Below are 21,229 nucleotides of genomic sequence, written 5' to 3'. Positions count from 1 at the left end.
AGGTGGACCCAGACGCCGAAGGTGGTGCCGAAGCGCTGCCGAGCATCACGAATGGCCCTGGTCGGCATCCTTGAAAATCAAGAGTTCCAAGAAGGAAATTCATGGATACCGGCGTAGCCATCGCCGGTGCGAGGGATTCGGACACTGACAGGCAGAGCGGCTCGACCAAATCCACTGTGCGGTGATACCTGACTACAATGTCACCATGACCGTGCTCTCGATCCGGTTCCGACGTCCGGGCGCCTATGACCGGCTGAGGCGTCGAGCTGATCAGGGAGCTGAGTCGATTTCTGCGGTAGGGGAGCGTCTGATCGACGAGGGTTTGCGCATGGAAGCGCATCCCGGCGTCTGTTTCCGCGATGGTCCGAGCGGCCGCCGTGCCGGATTGGCTTCCGGGCCTGACGTCTGGGAGGTCGTTGGGCTGCTGCGAGGTCTTCGCGGCAGCGTCGAGGAGCGCGCTGCATCGTCGGCAGCTCAGATGGGTCTCACTTCTGCGCAGGTCCGCGCTGCCGGTTGCTACTACGTCGAGTTCACCGACGAAATCGACTCCGAGCTGGCCCACAATGACGAGGCGGCCGAGCGCGAAATGGCGGGTTGGGAACGCGAGCGCCAACTGCTGTCGGGGTGAGGCTTCTACTTGACGAGATGCACTCGCCGGCCGTTGCGGTCGAGCTGCGGCGACTCGGCCTCGACGTCGTTGTCGTCAAGGAAGTCGCTGAGCTGATCGGGTTCCCGGATGCAGAACTGCTTCGTGCTGCAACCTCGGATCGACGAGCCGTCGTCACCGAGAACATCAAGGACTTCGCAGCGCTCCATAAGACGATCGCTGCTGCAGGGCAAAGGCACTCGGGACTGGTGTTCACCCACGCTGGCCGGTTTCCTCGTTGGGCTGGCGATCATGTGCCGACCCTGATCGATGCCCTCGGCCAGTTTCTTGCCGAGCAGGGCGGCGCTCTCGATGACGTGGAGTCGCTCGTGTGGTGGCTCGAACGAGCGCAGCGTTGAGGTGCCCGATAGTCCGCCACTCGTCAATGCCGTTGGCATGCTGTGCCGGTGACGATGCCGCCGTTGAGGTTCGTGGTGAAGGCGCTGCCGGCCGACGGCGTGCCGCCAAGCGAGTTCTCTCGGACGATGGCGCCCCATCCGCTGATGTACCAGGAACTGCCTCACGATCCGGAGTACCAGCTGTACAACGACCGGCTGACGCCGGTGCGCTTCGCCGACGTGACGGCCGACGAGATGTACTGGAAGGTGCGCTGCGAGGTGGTGCTGCGGCACACGGGTGAGATGCCGATCGAGTTCGTCGGCCCCGACGCCGAGCGGCTGGCGAACCGTGTCTTCCCTCGGGACGTGTCCAAGGTGCGGGTCGGGCGGTGCAGCTACCAGTTCGCCTGCTATCACGATGGCGGCATGATCAACGACGGCGTCATGCTGCGTTTGGCCGAGGACCGCTTCTGGATGGCCCAAGCCGACGGAGATCTCTACAGCTGGTACCGGGCCCACGCGGCGGATCTCGACGTGGAGGTTCGTGATCCCGATGTCTGGGTGAGCCAGGTTCAGGGGCCGCATTCGCTGGAGGTGCTCGCGGCTGTCGTCGATGGCGATCCGCCCGATCCGTTCCGCTATTTCGACATCGCCGAGGTGTCGATTGCGGGCCAGCCAGTGACGGTCACCCGCTCGGGCTTCACCAACGAGCTCGGGTGGGAGTTCTACCTCGGACCCGACATCGACCGTGAAGCTGTCGGGGACCGAATCCTTGAGGTGGGTCGGCCATTCGGAATGATCATCACGTCCGCGCAGGTGTTCCGAGCCCGCCGCATCGAGGCCGGGCTGCTCAACGCCGGCTCCGACTTCGACCGCACCGTCACCCCGTTCGAAGCGGGGCTCGGTGGATTCGTCGACTTCGACAAGAACGACTTCATCGGCCAAGCCGCTCTCGAGCGGGCCGACCGTGCATGCCGCACGTGCGGGTTGCGTACCGAGAGCGGCGTCGCACAACTCGGCCGTGCCGTCAGCCGTGATGGTGCGCCGATCGGTCAAGTTTGCTTGACCGCATGGTCGCCATTCCAGCAATGCGGCGTGGCCATCGCCCGCATGGACGATCCCGCCGACGGACCAGGCACTCAGCTCGATGTGGAGTCCTACGACGGCAACATGCTGCGCGGCGCGCTGTGCACGCTGCCGATGTACGACCCCGGCCGCCTCATCCCACGAGGCCGCCTCGTCGACATCCCCGACACAACCGGCCACGGACGGCAGTGACTGTCCGCTCTTACCCATCTACACCGGACATCAGCGTCTAGACCCACGGCTGGCTACTGATGGCTTGGATCAGACTCGAACCCACTGCGGCCGTTTGACGTTCTCGCGGGGGTCCACGACTTGGAAGCGGGCGGATCTACGGTCACGTGACTGTGAACGAGATTCCATATGACGACCTCGTAGCCCGGATGCCGCCCGACGCCCTTGAGCTCTTTCAAGAAATGGCGGCTGCGCATCTCGAGTCCACTGGCAATCGGTTGTTCATCCGAACAGACAGCCTTGCTGGCACTGGCATGACCTTCACTGGCGATGGCTCGAATCGAGAGTTTGACGGTTTCGACGGCGGCGCACTCGAGGAACTCGCGGGCTGGAGTCTCTTGCGCGTGAGCTACGGCTCGCGAGGCTCAGAGAGTTACCGCGTTACCGGTGAGGGGCAACTCTTCTTTCGGTGGCTGAAGGAGAGTAGGGGATCCGCGCCAGCGCAGGTCGAAGATGAGGTCCAGAAAGTCGTGAATAGTGCCCAGTTCGCACTTTCGTGCCCGGGTGCCGCCCGTCACTTGAGTGAGGCATTTGGACTGCTATGGAGCGGAGAAACGAATGATCAAGTTGTGTCCGAAATCGGAGATCACTTACGCAAGGCTCTCATGGATGCGACCAGCGAGGTGTTGGGCGATGAGGCACGAGGTAGCCAGGAGAAGCCAATCGATCGTCTGGAGCGGCATCTTGAGGATCTCCAGCTCCCATCGCGAGAGTCCGGAGTGCTCATTCAGCTTGCCGAACTTGCACGGTCCGTTCTGAGCCTCGATCATCGACTGAACCACATTCGCGATGAGGCTGACACTGGGAGAGCCGAGGTGTCGTGGGAGGAAGTTCGCCGCGCAGCGTTCACCACGGCTTTCGTCTGTTACGAACTTGACCGTCTCCAGGTCCGTCGGCCCACCTGATTGGCGCGCGAGAGAGCGCCCTACTGTCGACAACGTCGATCCTTGATTCGTGCGAGCTTGAACTCTTGCTCCCGGGCCGTCCGGACGTTGCTACTTGGCACAGTGAGGGCAATGCATCCGGTGTTGCCGTAAGGGGTGTGACGGCGCCAGTCCAGGACTGAAGCGCACTTGGGCTGCCAGGCCTAGGAGCCTGTCAGGATCTCCCAGCTGCAGACGCATCCCGATGCGTGCACGGGGTGGATCAGGCCTTCGAAGCCGGCTTCGTTTCTCGGTCCCAGCTCGGCACGCTGGCAGGCGAGGGTCTCGAAGGCGTCGATGGCGTCGATGAGTGGCATGTCGGCGTCCTCGTAGCCATAGATCAGGATTGCCTTGCGATGTGTGAACCCAGACTCGCCGAGCTTTACGCAATCGGTGACGGCGCTGCGGTGCTTGGCCTAGGAGGGTGGTCGGCAATTGGGGTGTGGTGTGTGTTGTTTGTTGAGCGTGCGCGGTTGTCTGGTCGGTGGTTCGGGGTGGGTTGGGCGCGGGTGTTCTGCTTGATGATGCCCAGGCGCATCGTCGGTCGGCCAGTGGGGGCCGGGGTCGCCGGTCGGGGCGGGTGTTTTACCTGATGATGCCGAGGCGGCCGGCGCGGTCGAGGTTGAGGGCGGCGATTCGCAGGTCGAGCCACAGGTTGGCCTTGTCGAGGCCGCGCCAGGGGACGTTTTTGGTGCGGGACTTGATCTGAGCGATTTTGCGTTCGGCTTGGGTTCGCAGTCGGTATCGGCTGAGGAACTCCGGTGTCCATCGTTGCGCTCTTGCGGGGGCGAGGAGTTCTTCGTGGGGGTTGATCTCGACGATTCGGCCGCCGTCGCGTGTGGTGCATCGGGGCTTGAGCTCGCATGCTGCACAATCGGTTGCTGCGAACCGCGCCTGGCGCCGTTTGGCGCCGCGCGGCGGCGGGATGGGTGCGGTGTTCCCTTGCGGGCAGGTGACCGTCGCTGCTTCGAGGTCGATGTCGAAGTCGGCTTTGGTGAGCTTGTCGCCGCGGGCCGGGATCGGCTGGGCGGGGGCGACGAGGTGGATGCCTCGGTCGGCCATCGCTTGGCGGGTGGGCCCCGATCCGTAGTGGGTGTCGGCGATGATCTCGGCGACCGGGACCGGGTCGGCGTCGATGAGGTCTTCGATCACAGCGGCGTCGTGGGTGGTCGCGAGCGTCGCGGCCGCTGAGCAGACCAGGTCCGAGTCCACATCCGCGGACACGTGCAGCTTGTAGCCGTCGTAGCGGTCGGTGCGCGAACGGTGCCCGTGCCGAGCGTCGGGATCGACCGTGGAGATGACCCGGTCCGGGGCCACCCGTTGAGCTATCCGCGGGGTCTGGGCTCCGTCGTCGTCGGCGGCGATCTCGATGTCCTGGCCCGCCACGACCCTCAACAGCTCGACCGCCCCAGCCAGGCCCGGGTCCCCGAAACGGGCGCAGAACCCGATGACGGTCTCGGCGTCGCCGAACAGCTCCGCGACCAGAGCCGCCCGTGCTTGGGGGTCTGCCCACATGATCTGCGGCTTGGCCCCCCGGTCGTAGTCGTCACGCGACAACAGCCCCGCCAGCTCCGCCCCGGCATCGGCGTCGATCCCGCCCAGCACCCCGACGCACCTGCGGACCCCGGACCTGATGAGCGTGATCGTGTCCTGGGTCAGCACGCAGTCCGCCACACCGGTCGAGTCCATCGTGCGGCGATGGCCGATCACCCCGGCGCGCTTGGCAGCGATCTTGACACGATCCCCCAAAAAAGGACTCCATCCCGGCGCGAACCAGACGCGCTCGGAACTCCACCAGCACCACATGAGCAATCCCCCGATGCTCCAGCGGCAAACCCAAAGCCGCTTTCCACGACATGTCGAACCGCGAACGCCGCTGCGCCTCACGGTCCGACACGCCATAGAACAACTGCAACAACAACAACGCCGCCACCACCGACGGCGGATGCGACGGCCGACCCCGGCCAGACGCATACAACGCATCAAAATCGGCATCACAGAACAGCTCGCCCCGAGCCTGCCCCAACGTCACCAAGAACCCCTCGGTGTCGAGCAGGCCGCCCACCAACACCCCGACATCGAAAATCGAACCCTGACCATCAGCCGAACCGCGCACCCCACCATCATCCGCGATCACGCCCCCCAACACGAGGACCCACCCCCGGACTTTCCGACCACCCTCCTAGGGCGATAGCAGGTGAAGCAGCATGTTGTCGTTGGGCTTGTTGTTGTCCCCGCGAAAGCGGAGCATCTTGACCTCGATCGCCCAGCCTGGCTCGCCAGTAACGACTAGATCACACTTCTGGCGAGCGATTCTCGGGTACGGGACCTCACGCTCCATTGGCGGCAGCCGGCCGGAGTCGAGCGCCGCAAGCACGAGGCCGATCGTCGCGCTCTCGGTGTGGGGGCCGATGCCAGGTCGGAACGGCACACCTGATCGCTGGTTGACAGCAACCGGTCCCGCGACATCGGCAGCCTTCATGCCATCGGCAAATGCTTGGACGAATTCCGAGAGGTCCACGCTCAGCCTGTCTCCTCAGATGCTCGGTGATGAACTCGTATGTGACCAGCGCTAGCGATTCCTGTCACACCGTGTTTCTAGCTTGGCGGTATGAAGATCCGACGCCGAGACCGTCGCACGAATGGCGTTCAGCTCAGTCTTGGGACGCCCTCACGTATGCGCGCCTCGGATGCCGCGGCAGGCCACACTGAGTCGGTGGAGCTGGGTTCGGCCGTCTCTTTGTTCTCCGGTGCTGGCGGGCTCGATCTCGGCCTCGAATCAGCCGGTTTTCGTACGACCGTGGCTGTCGAGTGGGATGCCGACGCCGCGGACACCATGGAGAAGAACGCTGGAGCCTATTTCCCCGGACTGCGTGAAGTTCTGCGTGCCGATTTGTATCCGCTTGCTACGGGACGTGCCGGAGGCGTCACGGCCGAGGAGATCCTTCGCGTCGGGGGGTTCGGAGCAGGCGAACGGCCAGACGTGCTCGTCGGAGGACCGCCGTGCGTTGCCTTCTCGAAGTCGGGATTCTGGCTCGACTGGAAGCGCGATGGCGTCGACCCCGCGGCGAGCCTCCTTCAGGCGTACACAGCGGTGCTCGCCCAGGCAAGACCCCGGTTTTTTATGCTCGAGAACGTCTACGCACTCACGTTCAACAACAAGGCCAGCCGTCCGGCATTCGTGCGCCTGAGGAATGAGATCAGGGCAGCGGGGTATGACCATCGCTGGGCGGTGCTCAATGCCGCCGACTACGGCGTACCGCAGTCTCGACCCCGGTTGTTCGTCGTCGGTGCCCGCAGAGGCGAGCGCCTTCCCGAGCTGCCGACGGCGACTCATCATGGCGACTGGGAGCGGCGGAAGACAGGCGGAGGACCACGACCGCACGTGACAACCGGGGAAGCCTTGGCTGGGCTCGTCACCGAGCCTGAGCCGGAGGAAATCGTTCGAGGACGTTGGGGGCATTTGTTGGAAGAGGTCCCGCCCGGCGACAACTATCTCCACTTCACGGCTCGGCGCGGACACGCTGAACCGGTCTTCGAGTGGCGGTCTCGGTTCTGGTCGTTCCTGCTCAAGCTTGATCCGAGTCGCCCGTCGCCGACCATTCAGGCGCAGCCCGGTCCGAATGTGGGCCCATTCCATTGGGAGAACAGGCGGCTGCGGGTACCCGAGCTGAAGCGGCTTTTCACGTTTCCTGATCAATTCGAACTCGTGGGCAAACGCACGTCGGTCCAATCCCAGATGGGCAATGCAGTTCCTCCGCTCCTGGCGGAGAGGGTGGCCGCTGGCCTCGTCGCGCAGATGTGAGGTCGGGCTCCTTCGGGGGTTCCGCGGCTCGGCTCGCTGAGATGCAGCACGCTTGACCCGAGGACTCCCCGCTTCTGGATTGGCTCCGTGAACAAACGCATGGTTGGAGGCCGTCAATCGTCGGCGTGTTCCGCGAGCATGCACCCCATGATCGCTGGCCTCTACAGGCCAGCTCATCCGAAGACTTGCGCGCCCAGCTGGCGGATCTTGGCCACCTGCTGCCACTGCCCAGTGAACCGGCAGCGCTTGCCAACGTCATGGAAATCGAGCTTCGGCAGCACTTGACGCAACAGGTCACAGAGCTGCAGGGCGCCTCGATCGTTGAAGGCAGATTCCGAACGGTCGTACCCTGACCTCGAGTTCTTCGGAGCGCCTTTCGGGGGAGGGCCGCGGGCCGTCGACATCAAGTGCGCTCGACGCAAGCTATCCACTAGAGGAACGCCAACCGGCAATCTGAATAATCGAATCGCCCTCTATACGGGGAACACCTATTTCTTGTGGCCGCAACTCAAGTTCTCCGGTATCCTGCGGCCGTTCGATGAGTACGAGGAATTGATCTCCGTAGTCGTGCTCTACACCTTTGACGCCACACGCCCGGAACGCATCACGGACGTGGAAGTCACTGCCCACGAGACGTGGCGGATCGCCTCCCGCTCTAGAGCGTCGGCCACCCGGGAGTACATCGGATCGATCGCGAGGATTGAAGACCTTGTCGCTGGTGACGGTGAGTTCGCCTCAGCCGATGACTTCTACTCGTATTGGCGGGCACCGCGCATTAGGTGGAAAAAGTCGCCCGAAGCTGAACGACTGTTGCGTCGGGCGCTCGGCACCCAGGAGACGTAGTGGTAGCGCCGGGAATGGTCGCTCCGTCGCTGATGCGCAGGTTGGTCGACATCTCCGAACGAACCGAGTAGCTGCAGCTGGCCGTAAGTCGGCTTCGGCCATCCATCCATGCTCGTCTTGGGCTCATATGCTCACCTCTTGTGTCAGCCGCCGCATGCGAGCCGAATCAGGAGCCCCAAACGCGCTGTCGAAGTGTGGAGACCGTCGCGCACGAACTACAGGCCATCGGCGAGCGTTGTGCGGGGCTCATTGGCGACGGCCCTTCGTCCGTCGAGCACGGAGATGTGCTCTACGACGAGCACGGACTGCCCAAGTGATCGTCGAGGTGCATGCCGTCACCGCGCACCGACTCAGTGGCTGACGGTCGACAGGCGTTCAACGAGATTGCCACCGCCTACAGCCGCGCCCGTACTGAGTATCCCGAGTCGCTGTGGGCTGCACTGGGTGGCGCACTCGCTGACCGCCCTGTTCCGCAGGTGGCAGCTGATATCGGTTCGGGCACGGGCATTTCGACCCGCCAGCTCAAGTCAGCGTTGCCTCACTGGCGCATCATTGGGATCGAACCCGGTACCGGCATGCGCGCTCAGGCCATCGCTGACAGCCGCGGCACCGAGATTGAGTTCCGCGAAGGTGGTGTCGAGGACTTGCCTCTTGAGTCTGGCTCCGCAGGTCTCGTGATCACAGCACAGGCACTGCATTGGTTCGATCGGCAGCGCTTCTACGCCGAGGCCGGACGGGTATTGGCCTCGACTGGACTGATCGGGATCATCCAGAACAACCGAGTGCAGAACCGCTCCTCATTTCTGGACGACTACGAGGACTTCCTGGAAGCGAACAGCCCGGGCTACTCGCGCGACTACCGCAGCTTCGATGTGGCGGGCGAGCTGAACGAGGCGGGCTATGTCGGCGTCACGTTGACCACCACCGAGTGGACCCGGCCGATGTCCATGAGTTGGTCATCGAGAGTTTCCGATCGACAACCAAGATGAAGGCCGCAGTCAAAGCGATCGGTGAAACCGAAGCCGTCGGACACATCGAGACGCTCCTTGAGCGCCACCACCCGTCAGGCCATCTGGAAGTTCCCTACGTCTCTGAACTGTTCACCGGGCAGCGTTGGGACGGCCTCGATGACTGAGTGCTTTCTCGTGATGCCACGCGGCATCAATGTCGGGACTCGCAACCGGGTTCCCATGGCGGAGCTCAGGTCGCGGTTGACCGACGAGGGCTACTCCGGCGTGGCCACGGTCCTGCAGAGCGGGAACGTGATTGTCTCGGCTGAATCGACCCGGCCCGACGAGGTCACCGCTGTAGTGAAGCGATTGCTCAGCGAGGCGTTCGATGTCAACGTTCCCTGCGTCGTCCGGACGGCGGACCAGGTTCGTGCGGTGCTCGACCGCAATCCGCTGCGAGCGGTCGTTACCGACCCTTCGCGCTACTTGGTGAACTTTCTCTCCGGCAAACCCGACCCCGAGGCGGCGGCGGCGCTCCTGGAACAGGACCACGGCCCCGAGGCCCTCGCGATCGAAGGCACCGAGGCATACGTCTGGACACCGGACGGCGTCAAGGCAATGACCCTCTCGTACGCCCATCTCGAGAAGCGGCTCGGCGTCGTCGCCACGGCCCGCAACTGGAACACGTTGGGGAAGATCGTCGCCAAGTTCTGAAGGCTCCGCGATCCTTCATGCCATGGCTGCTCACTCAGAATTCCTGAAGGGAAGTTGGAGGCAATGAGCAAGACGAGGGCTCAACGCGCCGAAGCCCCTGAAGCGTGGGCCGACCGTGTCGACGCAGCGGATCTGACACCGATCGAACTTCGTTCACGGAGGCGACGAAATCGCGGATTGCGTCGGCGCAGGCGGCGGGGTTCTCGATGATGTGGAAGTGGGCTGAGTCCGGGATCAGGGCGAAGCAGCTCATCCGGGCGTTGGGCTTCAGCTGCAGCAGCTTGTAGAGGCCCCGGTCGTCAAGCAGCTCGTCACGCTCGCTTACGGTGAGCCCGTCCGGTTGATCCACAAAGCGAGAAGACCTATGACCACGCCATCACCGAAGATCATGAGTGCTGAAGCCCAGAACTTGGTGCGCAGTCCGAACTTCGCCCATCTTGCGACTCTCCGTGCGGACGGGTCGCCCAAGCTCGACCCGGTCTGGATCGATCTCGCCGACGAATCCACCGTGACCATTGCGACGGGACAGGACTCGCTGAAGACGCGCAACGTGCTGCGTGACCCGCGTGTCGCCATCTCGATCGTCGACATCGACAACCCCTATGAGGAGTTGCAGCTGCGCGGCACCTGCGTGGTAGAGCCCGACCCTGCCATGGCGGCCTTGGATGCGCTCAGCCACAAGTACACGGGCAAGCCGTTCCCAACGCGCGGTGACGACGGCGTCGTGCTGCGGGTCACCGTCAACCAGTACCAGTACCAAAACCTGCCCTTCGAGCACACCCCGGCATAGGCGGCAGCCGCACAACGACCCTGGCGCGTCACCGCCCGGCGGTGCCGTGTAGAGGCCGCGTCCATAGGTGACGTCTCGGAAAACTGATGTCACGCTTTCTGTATGCAAATTTGCCGTCTGTGGCGGCATTTCTGCGCAGAGTCGAGGACGTCGGGGCTGCCGGTTGCGCCACCCGCTTAGGGTTTCGGCGGTGTCAGGGACGCTCGCTGATCGGCAGCACTACGACGCGGTCGTGGTCGGCGGCGGGCCGGTCGGATGCGTCGCCAGCCTGCACTTGGCGAGAGCCGGGCTGCGCGTCGGCCTCATCGAGGAGAGCGAGTACCCGTACCCGTATCCGCGGGCGGTCATGTTCGATGCGTACTCCTGTGCCATCCTCGCCGAGATCCTGGGTAACGACTTCGAGCGCATCTCCCTGCGGCGGACCCCAAGGGCGGGCTACTACCTCGACAAGGACAGGCTCAACGAGCCGTTCGCGCAGACCGCCCTCGAAGTCGGCGACACCCGCAACTGGTTCGTGCAACCGCAGGTGGAGGACGTCCTGCGAGGCGTGATCGGTGCCACCGACGGCATCGACACGTTCTACGGCTGGAGTGCTCGCAAGCTCTACAGCGACGAAGAGGCTCAGCTCACCATCGAGAAGCTCACCAGCGGCGAGCTGCGCGAGCTGAGCGCGACATACCTGCTCGGATGCGACGGGGCGAACAGCTTCGTTCGCAAGCAAGCCGGAGGCAGCCTGTCCCTGCTCGGTGACAACGTGTCGTTTCTGGTGGTCGACGCCATAGCTGCACCCGAGCACCGCGTCGGCGACGACGGGTGCGCTTACCAGATCGTGGATCAGGAGCGACCCACCACCTACCTGCCGATGGGAGTCGAGAACCACGTGCGGTGGGAGTTCAGGATCAATCCCGGCGACGACATCCTCGAGCTCCAGTCGCCGGAGCGGATCCGGGAGCTCATCGCCCCGTTCTCAGACCCCGACCACACCGAGCTGATCCGCCACACCGTGTACAAGTTCTACTCGCTCATTGCGAACCGCTGGCGATTCGGCAATGTGTTCCTCTGCGGCGACGCTGCCCACCAGACCTCGCCGTTCCTGGGGCAGGGCCTCAACATGGGCATCCGCAACACCCCCAATCTCTGCCAGAAGATCGAGCTGGTGGCTGTAAGCGCAGCCCCGAGTTCGCTGCTCGACCGCTACCAGGCCGAGTGCTTCGAAGACACGAAAGGCACGATCAAAGAGGCCCTCAAGATGGGCAATCTGCTGTTCAACACCTCGCCCCCGGCGAACGCCCTGCGCGCAACGATCAGCCGCCTGCGACGCGGCAAACCGATCGACATCACCGCCCAGATCGCCCCGACAGCACGCGCCCTCGACTCGGTCAACGATGTGCCGGCCAGCCTGCGCAAGCTGCTTCCGCGGGTGCGGGTGGAACCATCCGGCGGCCCGGCGACGTTCCTCACCTTGCTGCATCCCGAGCGGGCCAAGATTGTCTCCGATGGGCCGATCGCACCGGGCGAATTCGACGGGCTCGAATCGCTGCCCGCCTCCATCCGCCCCGATCTGTACGCCGTCGTCGATGGCACGCGAACGCAGTCAGAGGGGACAACGCTACTGATCCCCGATGAACGCCAACGCAAGGCGCTCTTCGGCGAGTCGGCTTATGTCGCCATGCTCGAGAACAGCGTGCTGCTCGGCCGCTTCGTCGGCGGCGCCGAGCGCTCGGTGTGCGATGCCTATCGAGCGGCATTCCAGCTGACCGCCGGCTGAGCTGCCGAAGCGTCGCGGCGGAACGGTCGCTACGGTCGCCGCATGATTGCGGGCTATTGCTGGCCACAGAGCGGCGTGGCGGGAGACACCATCGACCTGATGATCAGCGCCGCCGGCGGATCGTGTCGGGTCGAGGTGCTGCGAATCGGTGCCGATGAGACTTCGGTGGGTTCCTGGAAGCTGCCGGTCACCGAACAGCCGGTGCCTGACGACTGCGCCACCGAGGGCTGTGGCTGGACCCCATCGCTCTCGCTCGAAATCGACCCGCAGTGGCAGCCGGGCTTCCACCTCTTGCGTCTGCGGTCATCTGGTGGTGAGGTCGCCGAAGCGTTCTTCGTCGTACGGGCCACCGAGCCGGGCGAAACTCTGCTCGTACTGTCCACCTCAACCTGGGCGGCCTACAACGACTGGGGCGGGCCGAGCTTCTACACCGGTGGCCACGAGTCCTCCCAGCAACGTCCGCTGCCGCGCGGCTTCCTCGACAAGCCCGACCCTCATCGCTATCGCGTCGCCCGCTTCGGTCAGTTGCCCCGCGCCGAAGTCGACGACTACTTCGACAACTACTCGTTCTGGTCCGCCGCCGCGGGTTGGGCCAACTGGGAGCGGCTCTTCGTGAGCTGGGCCGAGCGCAATGGCGTGAGCCTCGACTACGCGACGAGCCTCGACCTCCACACCCAACCCGACCTGCTTGAGGGGCGCCGCCTCTACTTGAGCGTCGGGCACGACGAGTACTGGTCGGCCGAGATGCGCGATCACGTCGAGAGCTGGGTCGAGGCCGGCGGCGCTGTGGCATTCTTCTCCGGCAACACTTCGTTCTGGCAGGTCCGTTTCGGCGAGGAAGACCGGGTGATCGGCTACAAGCTCGATTTCCACCTCGACCCCGTGATGGGCACCGAGGTAGAGCACACGGTGTCCACCATGTGGAGCGACCCCCTGACAGGACGGCCCGAGTCCGAGATGACCGGCGTCAGCTTCACACGGGGTGGCTATGCCCATTGCCGCAGCGCGCCGAAGGGATCCGGCGGGTACACGATCTGGCGACCGAGCCACTGGGCGTTCGACGGTCTGCGGCTGATAGCCGGCGACGTTGTGGGGGCAGAGCCGGTGGTGGTCGGCTACGAGTGCGACGGCTGCGAGCTGGCCCTGGTCGACGGGCTACCGGTCAGCACCGGATCCGGTGGCACCCCGGCGAACTTCGAGGTGCTGGGCACGGCGCCGGCGCACCTGTGGGAGACCTCGGAGGCACCGCCAGGGCTGCCCGACAGCTACGTCGGCGAGCTCAACTGGGTGACTGAGCGCCTCGGCGGCGGCGACACACCAGAGAACCGGGAACGCTTCGCCTATGGGGCCGCCGTGATGGGATGGTTCCGGCGGGGCCTCGGCGAGGTCTTCACGACGGGCTGCACCGACTGGGCCTATGGCCTTGAGCACGACGACGTCGCTACCGTGACTCGCAACGTCATAGGCCGGCACGTCGATCTGGCTGGCGACAAACCGGGAAGTCCCTGATGACTGACACCGCCGAAACCGCCGAGGCTGCCGAGGCAAAGCCTCAGAACAACTACACCGAGGGCAACTTTGCTCGTGTGACTGAAGAGGTCACTGCGTTCGACCTCGAGGTGATCGGGGAGATTCCCGCAGCCTTTGAGGGCCGCTACCTGCGAAACGGGCCGAACCCGGTGGTGCCGACCGATCCGGCGACGAGCCACTGGTTCACCGGCACGGGCATGGTGCACGGCGTTCGGCTGCGAGGGGGCCGCGCCGAGTGGTATCGCAACCGCTGGGTCCGCGGTCACGACGTCACCGAGACGTTCGGCGAGCCCCCGGTCCCCGGACCCAGCCGTGGCCTCGACTTCTCACCGAACACCAGCGTCGGCGGCTACGCAGGCACTACCTGGGCGCTTGTCGAGGCCGGTGGTCTGCCGGCCGAGCTCGGCTACGAGCTGGACACGGTGTGCCGCAACGACTTCTTCGGGACGCTGCAGACCGGCTTCACCGCTCATCCCAAGGTGGATCCCGCCACCGGCGAGATACATGCCATCTGCTATGCGTGGCAGGACCTGCTGGATCACATCGAGTACGTCGTGATCGGCACGGACGGCCAGGTGCGCAAGACGGTGGATATCCCGTTGGGTGGCATGTCGATGATCCACGACATGTCCCTCACCGAGAACTACGCGGTGGTGTACGACCTGCCGGTCACGGTCGATCTCGAGATCGCGCTCAGCGGGAAGTCGTCGTTCCCCTTCCGGTGGGACCCCGACTACGGCGCCCGCGTTGGGCTGCTGCCGCGAGAGGGCAGCGCCGACGACATCATCTGGTGTGACGTCGGGCTCTGCTACGTGTTCCACCCGCTCAACGCCTACGAGGACGACGACGGGCGCGTGGTGCTCGACCTGTGCCGCTACGACAAGATGTTCGACCGGGATCTGCTGGGTCCAGCAGGCGATTCCAAGCCGACGCTGGACCGCTGGATCGTCGATCCGGTGAGCCGCCGGGTGTCGGAGCAGCGGGTCGACGACCGGTTCCACGAATTCCCCCAGGTACGGGGCGATCGAACCGCCCGCAAGCACCGCTTCGGCTACACGGTCGGCGTCGCCGACGGCCTCATTCCCGGCGCCAACTACAAGATCGACTACGACACCGGCATAGCGGTGTTTCACGATCACGGCCCCGGCCGGGGGAGCGGCGAGGCGGTCTTCATTCCCGATCCCGACGGGACCGCCGAGGACGACGGCTGGCTGATCTCGTTCGTCTACGACGAGACAAGCAACGGCAGCGAACTGGTCATCCTCGACGCTCGGGATCTCGGCCGTGCTCCTGTAGCCCGGGTACCGCTGCCGCAGCGTGTGCCCTACGGCTTCCATGGCAACTGGGTGCCCGACGCCGCTGTCGCGCCGCCCGAGGCGACCTGAGCACCCGGCGGCAACACAGCTGATGACAGACCACGCGGAACTTGTCGGCCGGGCTCGCGAGCTGGAGCCCGTCGTCGCGGAGCGAGCAGCCGATGCGGAGGCCATGCGCCGTCCGCCCGACGAGACGATTCGCGAACTCATCGACGCTGAGCTGTTCTCGATCCTGGTGCCCCGGCGCTGGGGCGGCTTGCAAGGCTCGCTGCACACCCATCGTGAAGTCGTGGAGATCATCAGCGCAGCCTGCATGTCCACCGGCTGGATCCTGGCCTTCTACAGCGGCCACAACTGGATGGCTTCTCTGAAGAGGCCCAAGCAGAGTTCTTCGATGGCAAGAACTACGCCCTCATCCCGGTCACCACGGCGCCCACGATCCGCATCGAGCCGACCGATGGCGGTGTGATCGCCTCGGGACGTTCACCGTGGGGCACGGGAATCGTCCATGCGGACTGGGTGTGCACCGGCGGCCGGGGCACCGACGGCGAGATTTACATCGTGGCGATGCGTGCGACCGAGACCACTCTCGTCGACAGCTGGCACATGGCCGCGATGTCCGGCACCGGCAGCAACGACTTCGAGATACGCGACGTCTTCATTCCTGGGCACCGGGTGCTGCGGCTGATCGACTTCGTCGACGGCGACACGCCGGGCGCACGATTGCACAACGACCCGCTGTACCTGTTGCCGCTCATGCCATTCATCTACTGCGAAGCCATGCCGGTGTTCTCGGGCGGGCTGCGGGGCGCGGCCACTGCCTTCGAGCACATCGTCAAGAACCGGGTGCGGACGCACTCGCGTGCCGTCGTGGCAGACGACAAGTTGGCGCACGCTCAGCTCGGCGAGGCTGCTGCAGCGGCCCTGGTCGCGGAACGGCTGGTTGCCGATCAGGTGCGAGAGACCATTGAGCTGGCCAACTCTGGCCACACGTTCAGCCTGTCGGATCGCATTCGATTCAAGGCACAGGCGGGCTTCGTGGTGGACCACTGCCGTCGGTCGGTGAACGACATCATCCACCACTCGGGCACGTCCAATTTCGCCGCCGACTCGCCGGTGCAGCGGTTCTTCCGGGACATCAACATGCTGGCCACGCACGCCTTTTTCGAGTCGGACATGTGCCGCGAGCAGATGGGCCGGTCACTGCTCGGCTTGAAGCCGACGACGCCGCTCATCTGATTGCCGGCCGGTGGGCCTGGGGCAGCGGCGTTGAGCACTCCGACTGGGTGATGATGCCGGTGTTCTGCGACGGACCGCCGCTGATCAGGGCGCTCGTGCCCGCGAGCGAGGTGATCCTGCACGACAACTGGCACACCCTGGGCATGCGCGGCACGGGCAGTTGCGACTACGAGCTGGACGATGTGTTCGTGCCTGATCGGTTCGCCATTGATCTGCTGGGTCCTCAGCACATGCGGGGAGGGGCGCTGCACCGCCTGGGTTTGCCCGGCTACGTGATCAACGAGCACGGCAGCTTCGCGTACGCCCTGGGTCGCCTGGCACTGCAAACCATGAGCGAAGCCGCCATCGAGAAGAAGCGTGGCTACCTTGGCGCAGTGAGCATCGCCGATCGGCAGGTGTTCCAGCGAGCCATCGGCCAGAGCACCATCCGGATGAACGCGTGCGCAGCCGGGATGGCCGAGGCAATTGAGGCCATGTTCGACTCGGCGGCCGAGGGGCCACCGGACCCAGCGCTCGTCACTGAGGCCCAAGCAGTCGCCGTGTGGTGCACCGACGAGGCGATCGACGTCGTGAGCGGGCTGTTCCGGTATGCCGGCGGCAGCGCGGTGATGCTTGCGAACGACATGCAGCGCATCCTGCGGGACATCTACACGGTGCAGTCGCACCTCATGGTGACCGACGCCGTTTATGAGCGGTACGGCCGGGTGGTGCTGGGTCTGGAACCCGGCGGGGGTCTTCCATAATGAGGGTGATCGGCCGAGGCAAGGGCGCGCCGTGATCATCCTGGCCAACGACAAGACCAGCACCGTCGCACAGCGCACCGATGACACGCGTGCGCTGTGGGTGCGGGTCGATGAGCTGTCCAAAGCCACCGGCTGGCAGCTGAAACCCGAGGGGGTGTGCCTCGGGGAGCTGTGCGTGCCGCTATTCCAGCCCGAGCGTGAAGCATGGATCGCCGATGCCGATGATTGGGTGTGGTTCTGCTACTCGGCCTTTGCCGACAAGATCGGCCAGAAGCATGTGCGCGACGGCGGTGCGTGGAGCCTGGGCTCGGTGCCGGAGATTCGCCGATCTGGGTTGGAATCGGGGCTTGCCCCCGACTTCGAGATAACCGAGCGCGACGGCAACACGCTGCGAATGTCCGAGTTACGCGGTCGCAAGGTGGTGCTGTTCACTTGGGCCTCTTGGTGAGGTTGCCGGATCAGCCTGCCGGTCTGGCAGGAGCTCTACACCTCGATCGGCCCTGACCGATTCGAGTTGATCGGTGTGGCCCAGGATTCAGGAGGCGAGGCCGCAGCCGGCAAGTGGCTCGACCGGGCCTCGCCGACGTACCGGAGCGTTGTGGACCCGACGCACCGGATCAGTTCGTTGTTCGGCTGGGTCAACGTGCCGTCGGCCGCATGGATCGACGAAGAGGGGCGCATCGTTCGCAGCAACGAAGGCGTGTACCCGGCCGAGACCACGATCAAGTTCGGACTCGGCAAGGTCCGCATCGGCAGCGACGCGTTTGCCTCTGCGACTCGCGACTGGATCGAGCGAGGAACGGACAGCGAGTTCGTCTGGTCCAGCGAAGAACTGGCCGCTCGCCGCAAGCCGGTCGACGATGACACGCTGCTGGCGGAACCGGCGTTCAAGCTCGCGCTGCACTTCGAAGCGGGAGGCGACAGTGAGCGTGCACTGCGGCACTTTGAAGCAGCGCAACGCTTGGCACCGGACAACTGGAACTACCACCGGCAGGGCTGGACACATAAGGGAACCGCCTACGCACACATGCAAGTGCTGAAGCGGACGACGGACATGCGCAAGAACTCTGACAAGAACTACTACGACCCCATGGAGCTGCCCGGCGAGAATCATCACCAAGTCACGCAGCCGGATTGGATCTGGACACCCGCCGTCAAGCGGATCAAGAGCCTGCTCAGCCGCAGGTGACGGGGAGGCTCATGCCTCCCACAGATACGGCGGCGATGGACCTCGCGGCAGGCCACGCAGGTGCGCGTATGAAAATATGATGAAGGTATGACGAAGCGCCGAATTACCGTCACCGTCGATGAAGATCTCATCGAGGCTGCGAGTAACGCAGTGAATGCCGGGGACGCATCGTCTGTGAGTGCGTGGGTGAACGAAGCGATGGCAGCCAAGAGCGAGAAGCGGCGTCTCCTCGCAGCGTTGGCCGAGGCTATCGAGGACTATGAAGCCGAATTCGGCGAGATCACCGACGAGGCGCTGGAAGAACGACGACGCCTTGATCGCCAAGCCGCGGCACAAGTCCGGGCGAGATTGCGCGAACGGAAGGCGCGAGGTGAGTTTGGTACTTGATTCGGGGGCGCTGATTGCCCTCGAACGCAACGATCTTGCAACTTGGGAGCGATTGTCGATAGCGCATCGCACGGGCCGTCCACCCATGACGCACGGGGGCGTGATTGCTCAGGTATGGCGAGGCGGAACGGGCCGTCAAACCCGACTGGCCAGAGCGTTGCGCGGAATTCGAACGGAGCCTCTCGATGATGCGCTCGGGCGACGGGCGGGAGTGCTACTCGCGCGCTCGGGCCTCGCCGATGCGATCGATGCGGCGCTCGTCGCATTGTGCGACCACGACGATGAGATCTTGACCTCCGATCCTGACGATCTCAGTGCACTCGCCGACGCCGCAAGGCTGCGCGTCGACATCATCGCTGTCTGAGGGGCGGCCACTGTCTCGCATGCCGCGGGGACGGTGGCATAGCGTCGGGCGATCATGCCGACGAGAGGGCACTGATGGCCATCCCCAGTGCACACCCGTCATTCCAAGGCCGCATCGGTCGAACCATCACCGAGTCTGAGCCGTGGTTTGAGGAACACCCCCATGCGCCTCCTGCAGCCCCGAATGTCGTGTTTGTCCTGCTCGACGACACCGGTTTTGCCCAGTTCGGCTGCTTCGGGTCAGACATCGACACGCCGCATGTGGATGCTCTCGCCGCGAACGGCGTCCAGTTCACGAATTATCACGTCGCACCGCTGTGCTCGCCGACCCGGGCGTCGTTGCTCACGGGGCGAGCGCAGCACGCTGTCGGCATGCGATCAGTAGCGAACTTCCAGACCGGCTTCCCGCATCAGATCGGGCACATCACCAACCACGCGGCCACGATCGCCGAGGTACTCGGTGCCAGGGGCTACGCCACGTTCGGTGCAGGCAAGTGGCATCTTGCGCCGACACAGGACTGCTCGGCCGCCGGACCGTTCGACCAATGGCCGCTGGGCCGGGGCTTTCATCGCTTCTACGGGTTCCTCGAAGGCGAGACCGACCAGTTCTTCCCCGAGCTCGTCGCTGACAATCACCCCATCGACCCGCCTGGACGGCCCGAGGACGGGTATCACCTAAGCGAGGATCTCGTTGATCAGCTGCTGCAGATGATCAACAACAGCAAGGGAGTGCGGCCGGATCGGCCGTTCTTCGCGTACCTGCCGTTCGGTGCCACCCATGCCCCGCACCAGGCGCCGCCGGAATACCTCGCCAAGTACCGGAGCCGCTACGACGAGGGCTGGGATGTGGTGCGGCAGCGCTGGTACGACCGGCAGCTCGAGCTGGGTGTCATCCCGCCGCACACCGTGTTGGCGCCGCGCAACCCAGGCGTGAAGCCATGGGACGAGTTATCTCTGAACGAGCAGAAGCTGGCGTGTCGGCTGCAGGAGGCGTTCGCGGCGTTCTTGGACCACACCGACGATCAGATCGGCCGTTTCGTTGCCGGCCTCGAGCATCTCGGCCTGCTCGACGACACGATCTTCATCGTTATGGCCGACAACGGCGCTTCCCAGGAGGGCGGACTGTTCGGCGTCATGCACGAGTTCAAGTTCTTCAACGGGCTTCCGGAGTCGGTCGACGAGGTCGTCGAGCACCTTGACGACATCGGCGGACCCAAGAGCCACACCAACTACCCGTGGGGATGGGCCCAATGCGGCAACTCGCCATTCCGCTGGTACAAGCAGAACACCCATGAGGGCGGGGTGCACGTGCCGATGGTCGTGCACTGGCCTGCGGGCATCGCCGCTGATCAGCGAGGTACAAAGCGCAGCCAATTCGTCAATGTCTCCGACGTGACCCCCACCCTCTACGAGCTGCTCGGTGTCACGCCGCCCGAGTCGTTCCGGGGGATGGATCAGCTCCCTGTCACAGGCAGTTCGTTTGCGTCGGTGCTCGCGAACCCTGGGGCCCCAGCCACGAACACGCTGCAGTACTTCGAGAATTCCGGGTCACGTGCCTTGGTCGCGCTCCTCGACGACATCTGGTGGAAAGCGGTCATACGGCACGTTCCGGGCGACGACTTCGACACTGAACAGTGGGAGCTCTTCGACCTCGGGGCCGATCCCTCTGAGTGCAACGATCTCGCGGGCGACCAGCCCGAACGCCTTACCGAGCTCATCGGCCTGTGGTGGGCCGAGGCCGAGCGCCATGGCGTCCTGCCGCTCGACGATCGTGGCATCGGTCTCTTTGCGGCGCCGCTGCGGGAGAATTCGCCGCACCCGTCGAGCCGGCGTTACCTATACCGGCCGCCGATGTCCCGGATTCCCTCGCAAGCGTCCCCGTCTGCCGGCGGGCGAATGTTCGATCTCGTCGCCCGAGTCAGTCGGCAGGCGGGCGAAGACGGTGTCATCTGGGCGACGGGCAGTGCGGGCGCCGGCGTTTCGGCCTTCGTCCAGAACGAACGCCTCGTCGTGGACTACAACGCGTTCGCGGATCATACGATCGTGGAGTCGTCCATCGAAGTGCCCGAAGGCGACTGCGAGTTGTCGGTGCGTTTCCGACGTACGGAAGGCGCAGGCGGAATCGTCGAACTGGGGGTCGATGGCCAGCCGGCAGGCGAGGCAGAGCTGCCGTTCATGATGCGGATGATCTCGTCGTTGGGTGCCAGCATCGGCCTCGACTACGGGTCGACGGTGTCAGAGCGCTATGAGGGCTCGTTCCCATTTGCCGGAACCCTGCATGAGGTCGAGATCAACCTCGCGGCGCGCACTGCAGCAGACATCGCCGCCACCGCCCGAGCCGAGATGGCCCGCCAGTAGGCACTGCTGC

At 64.7% G+C, this 21,229-nt stretch carries 26 protein-coding genes; 21 read left to right on the top strand and 5 right to left on the bottom strand.

Annotated elements, in window-relative coordinates; translation table 11 throughout:
• Positions 1-205 precede the first annotated feature (205 nt).
• From ACPXYO_RS16715 to ACPXYO_RS16700, 4 genes are all read left to right on the top strand, one after another.
• Positions 206-628 (top strand): CopG family transcriptional regulator, encoded by a 423-nt coding sequence (locus ACPXYO_RS16715; RefSeq protein WP_423922989.1) that lies wholly within the window; start codon positions 206-208, stop codon positions 626-628.
• Positions 625-1,005, top strand: coding sequence for a DUF5615 family PIN-like protein (locus ACPXYO_RS16710; RefSeq protein ID WP_423922986.1), 381 nt, complete (start codon positions 625-627; stop codon positions 1,003-1,005). The genes ACPXYO_RS16715 and ACPXYO_RS16710 overlap by 4 nt, the downstream gene beginning before the upstream one ends.
• Positions 1,006-1,059: 54 nt before the next feature.
• Positions 1,060-2,262, top strand: a complete 1,203-nt coding sequence (locus ACPXYO_RS16705; RefSeq protein ID WP_423923899.1) for an aminomethyltransferase family protein — start codon at positions 1,060-1,062, stop codon at positions 2,260-2,262.
• A gap of 152 nt (positions 2,263-2,414) precedes the next feature.
• Positions 2,415-3,206 (top strand): hypothetical protein, encoded by a 792-nt coding sequence (locus tag ACPXYO_RS16700; protein ID WP_423922984.1) that lies wholly within the window; start codon positions 2,415-2,417, stop codon positions 3,204-3,206.
• A 182-nt stretch (positions 3,207-3,388) separates the two neighbouring features.
• Here ACPXYO_RS16700 and ACPXYO_RS16695 read toward each other — a convergent pair whose 3' ends face one another.
• The 4 genes from ACPXYO_RS16695 to ACPXYO_RS16680 all read right to left on the bottom strand — a co-directional run bounded on the left by ACPXYO_RS16695 (position 3,389) and on the right by ACPXYO_RS16680 (position 5,745).
• Positions 3,389-3,541, bottom strand: coding sequence for a hypothetical protein (locus ACPXYO_RS16695; protein WP_423922981.1), 153 nt, complete (start codon positions 3,539-3,541; stop codon positions 3,389-3,391).
• A 268-nt stretch (positions 3,542-3,809) separates the two neighbouring features.
• Complete coding sequence (locus ACPXYO_RS16690) at positions 3,810-4,829, bottom strand: transposase (protein ID WP_423922979.1); 1,020 nt, start codon at positions 4,827-4,829, stop codon at positions 3,810-3,812.
• Entirely contained in the window at positions 4,771-5,361 is a 591-nt protein-coding gene (locus ACPXYO_RS16685) for a transposase (RefSeq protein ID WP_423922976.1), read from the bottom strand. Before ACPXYO_RS16685 ends, ACPXYO_RS16690 begins: the two co-directional genes overlap by 59 nt.
• A 45-nt stretch (positions 5,362-5,406) precedes the next feature.
• Positions 5,407-5,745, bottom strand: a complete 339-nt coding sequence (locus ACPXYO_RS16680; protein WP_423922973.1) for a hypothetical protein — start codon at positions 5,743-5,745, stop codon at positions 5,407-5,409.
• A 156-nt stretch (positions 5,746-5,901) separates the two neighbouring features.
• Here ACPXYO_RS16680 and ACPXYO_RS16675 point away from each other — a divergent pair, with 156 nt between their 5' ends.
• The 6 genes from ACPXYO_RS16675 (at position 5,902) to ACPXYO_RS16650 (ending at position 9,536) form a co-directional block, all read left to right on the top strand.
• Complete coding sequence (locus ACPXYO_RS16675) at positions 5,902-7,029, top strand: DNA cytosine methyltransferase (protein WP_423923897.1); 1,128 nt, start codon at positions 5,902-5,904, stop codon at positions 7,027-7,029.
• 321 nt (positions 7,030-7,350) lie between these two features.
• On the top strand, positions 7,351-7,872 hold the full coding sequence (locus tag ACPXYO_RS16670; RefSeq protein WP_423922970.1) for a type II restriction endonuclease: 522 nt from the start codon (positions 7,351-7,353) through the stop codon (positions 7,870-7,872).
• Positions 7,873-8,066: 194 nt separating this feature from the next.
• Entirely contained in the window at positions 8,067-8,189 is a 123-nt protein-coding gene (locus ACPXYO_RS16665) for a hypothetical protein (RefSeq protein ID WP_423922967.1), read from the top strand.
• 12 nt (positions 8,190-8,201) lie between these two features.
• The gene (locus ACPXYO_RS16660; protein WP_423922964.1) at positions 8,202-8,861 is read left to right on the top strand and encodes a class I SAM-dependent methyltransferase; all 660 of its coding nucleotides are present in this window, start codon (positions 8,202-8,204) and stop codon (positions 8,859-8,861) included.
• Positions 8,858-9,007, top strand: a complete 150-nt coding sequence (locus ACPXYO_RS16655) for a hypothetical protein (protein WP_423922962.1) — start codon at positions 8,858-8,860, stop codon at positions 9,005-9,007. The genes ACPXYO_RS16660 and ACPXYO_RS16655 overlap by 4 nt, the downstream gene beginning before the upstream one ends.
• On the top strand, positions 9,000-9,536 hold the full coding sequence (locus ACPXYO_RS16650) for a DUF1697 domain-containing protein (RefSeq protein ID WP_423922959.1): 537 nt from the start codon (positions 9,000-9,002) through the stop codon (positions 9,534-9,536). The genes ACPXYO_RS16655 and ACPXYO_RS16650 overlap by 8 nt, the downstream gene beginning before the upstream one ends.
• 34 nt (positions 9,537-9,570) lie before the next feature.
• Here ACPXYO_RS16650 and ACPXYO_RS16645 read toward each other — a convergent pair whose 3' ends face one another.
• Complete coding sequence (locus ACPXYO_RS16645; protein ID WP_423922957.1) at positions 9,571-9,885, bottom strand: alpha/beta fold hydrolase; 315 nt, start codon at positions 9,883-9,885, stop codon at positions 9,571-9,573.
• Between the two features lie 15 nt (positions 9,886-9,900).
• On the opposite strand from ACPXYO_RS16645, the gene ACPXYO_RS16640 reads away from it, so the two are divergent.
• The 11 genes from ACPXYO_RS16640 (at position 9,901) to ACPXYO_RS16590 (ending at position 21,219) form a co-directional block, all read left to right on the top strand.
• Entirely contained in the window at positions 9,901-10,326 is a 426-nt protein-coding gene (locus tag ACPXYO_RS16640; RefSeq protein WP_423922954.1) for a PPOX class F420-dependent oxidoreductase, read from the top strand.
• Between the two features lie 190 nt (positions 10,327-10,516).
• Positions 10,517-12,094: an FAD-dependent monooxygenase gene (locus tag ACPXYO_RS16635; RefSeq protein WP_423922951.1), complete on the top strand. Its 1,578-nt coding sequence runs from the start codon at positions 10,517-10,519 to the stop codon at positions 12,092-12,094.
• A gap of 42 nt (positions 12,095-12,136) precedes the next feature.
• Complete coding sequence (locus ACPXYO_RS16630; protein ID WP_423922948.1) at positions 12,137-13,603, top strand: N,N-dimethylformamidase beta subunit family domain-containing protein; 1,467 nt, start codon at positions 12,137-12,139, stop codon at positions 13,601-13,603.
• Positions 13,603-15,009, top strand: coding sequence for a carotenoid oxygenase family protein (locus ACPXYO_RS16625; RefSeq protein ID WP_423922945.1), 1,407 nt, complete (start codon positions 13,603-13,605; stop codon positions 15,007-15,009). Before ACPXYO_RS16630 ends, ACPXYO_RS16625 begins: the two co-directional genes overlap by 1 nt.
• A 22-nt stretch (positions 15,010-15,031) precedes the next feature.
• Positions 15,032-15,409 carry an acyl-CoA dehydrogenase family protein gene (locus tag ACPXYO_RS16620; RefSeq protein ID WP_423922942.1) on the top strand — a complete coding sequence of 126 codons (378 nt, stop codon included), beginning with the start codon at positions 15,032-15,034 and terminating at the stop codon, positions 15,407-15,409.
• Positions 15,406-16,179: a hypothetical protein gene (locus tag ACPXYO_RS16615; protein ID WP_423922940.1), complete on the top strand. Its 774-nt coding sequence runs from the start codon at positions 15,406-15,408 to the stop codon at positions 16,177-16,179. Before ACPXYO_RS16620 ends, ACPXYO_RS16615 begins: the two co-directional genes overlap by 4 nt.
• Complete coding sequence (locus ACPXYO_RS16610; protein ID WP_423922938.1) at positions 16,119-16,922, top strand: hypothetical protein; 804 nt, start codon at positions 16,119-16,121, stop codon at positions 16,920-16,922. The genes ACPXYO_RS16615 and ACPXYO_RS16610 overlap by 61 nt, the downstream gene beginning before the upstream one ends.
• Positions 16,923-16,953: 31 nt before the next feature.
• Positions 16,954-18,111 carry a redoxin domain-containing protein gene (locus ACPXYO_RS16605; RefSeq protein WP_423922935.1) on the top strand — a complete coding sequence of 386 codons (1,158 nt, stop codon included), beginning with the start codon at positions 16,954-16,956 and terminating at the stop codon, positions 18,109-18,111.
• Between the two features lie 87 nt (positions 18,112-18,198).
• Complete coding sequence (locus ACPXYO_RS16600; protein ID WP_423922932.1) at positions 18,199-18,498, top strand: hypothetical protein; 300 nt, start codon at positions 18,199-18,201, stop codon at positions 18,496-18,498.
• A gap of 211 nt (positions 18,499-18,709) precedes the next feature.
• A complete protein-coding gene (locus ACPXYO_RS16595; RefSeq protein ID WP_423922929.1) occupies positions 18,710-18,862 on the top strand; it encodes a hypothetical protein in 153 nt (50 codons plus the stop codon).
• Positions 18,863-18,936: 74 nt separating this feature from the next.
• Positions 18,937-21,219 (top strand): arylsulfatase, encoded by a 2,283-nt coding sequence (locus ACPXYO_RS16590; RefSeq protein ID WP_423922926.1) that lies wholly within the window; start codon positions 18,937-18,939, stop codon positions 21,217-21,219.
• Positions 21,220-21,229: the final 10 nt, after the last annotated feature.

The sequence above is a fragment of the Candidatus Poriferisodalis sp. genome, from assembly GCF_965237655.1.
In the GTDB taxonomy this organism is placed as follows: Bacteria; Actinomycetota; Acidimicrobiia; order Acidimicrobiales; family Poriferisodalaceae; genus Poriferisodalis.
Note: the sequence above shows the minus strand (reverse complement) of the source record. Positions and strands in the feature narration are given on the sequence as shown.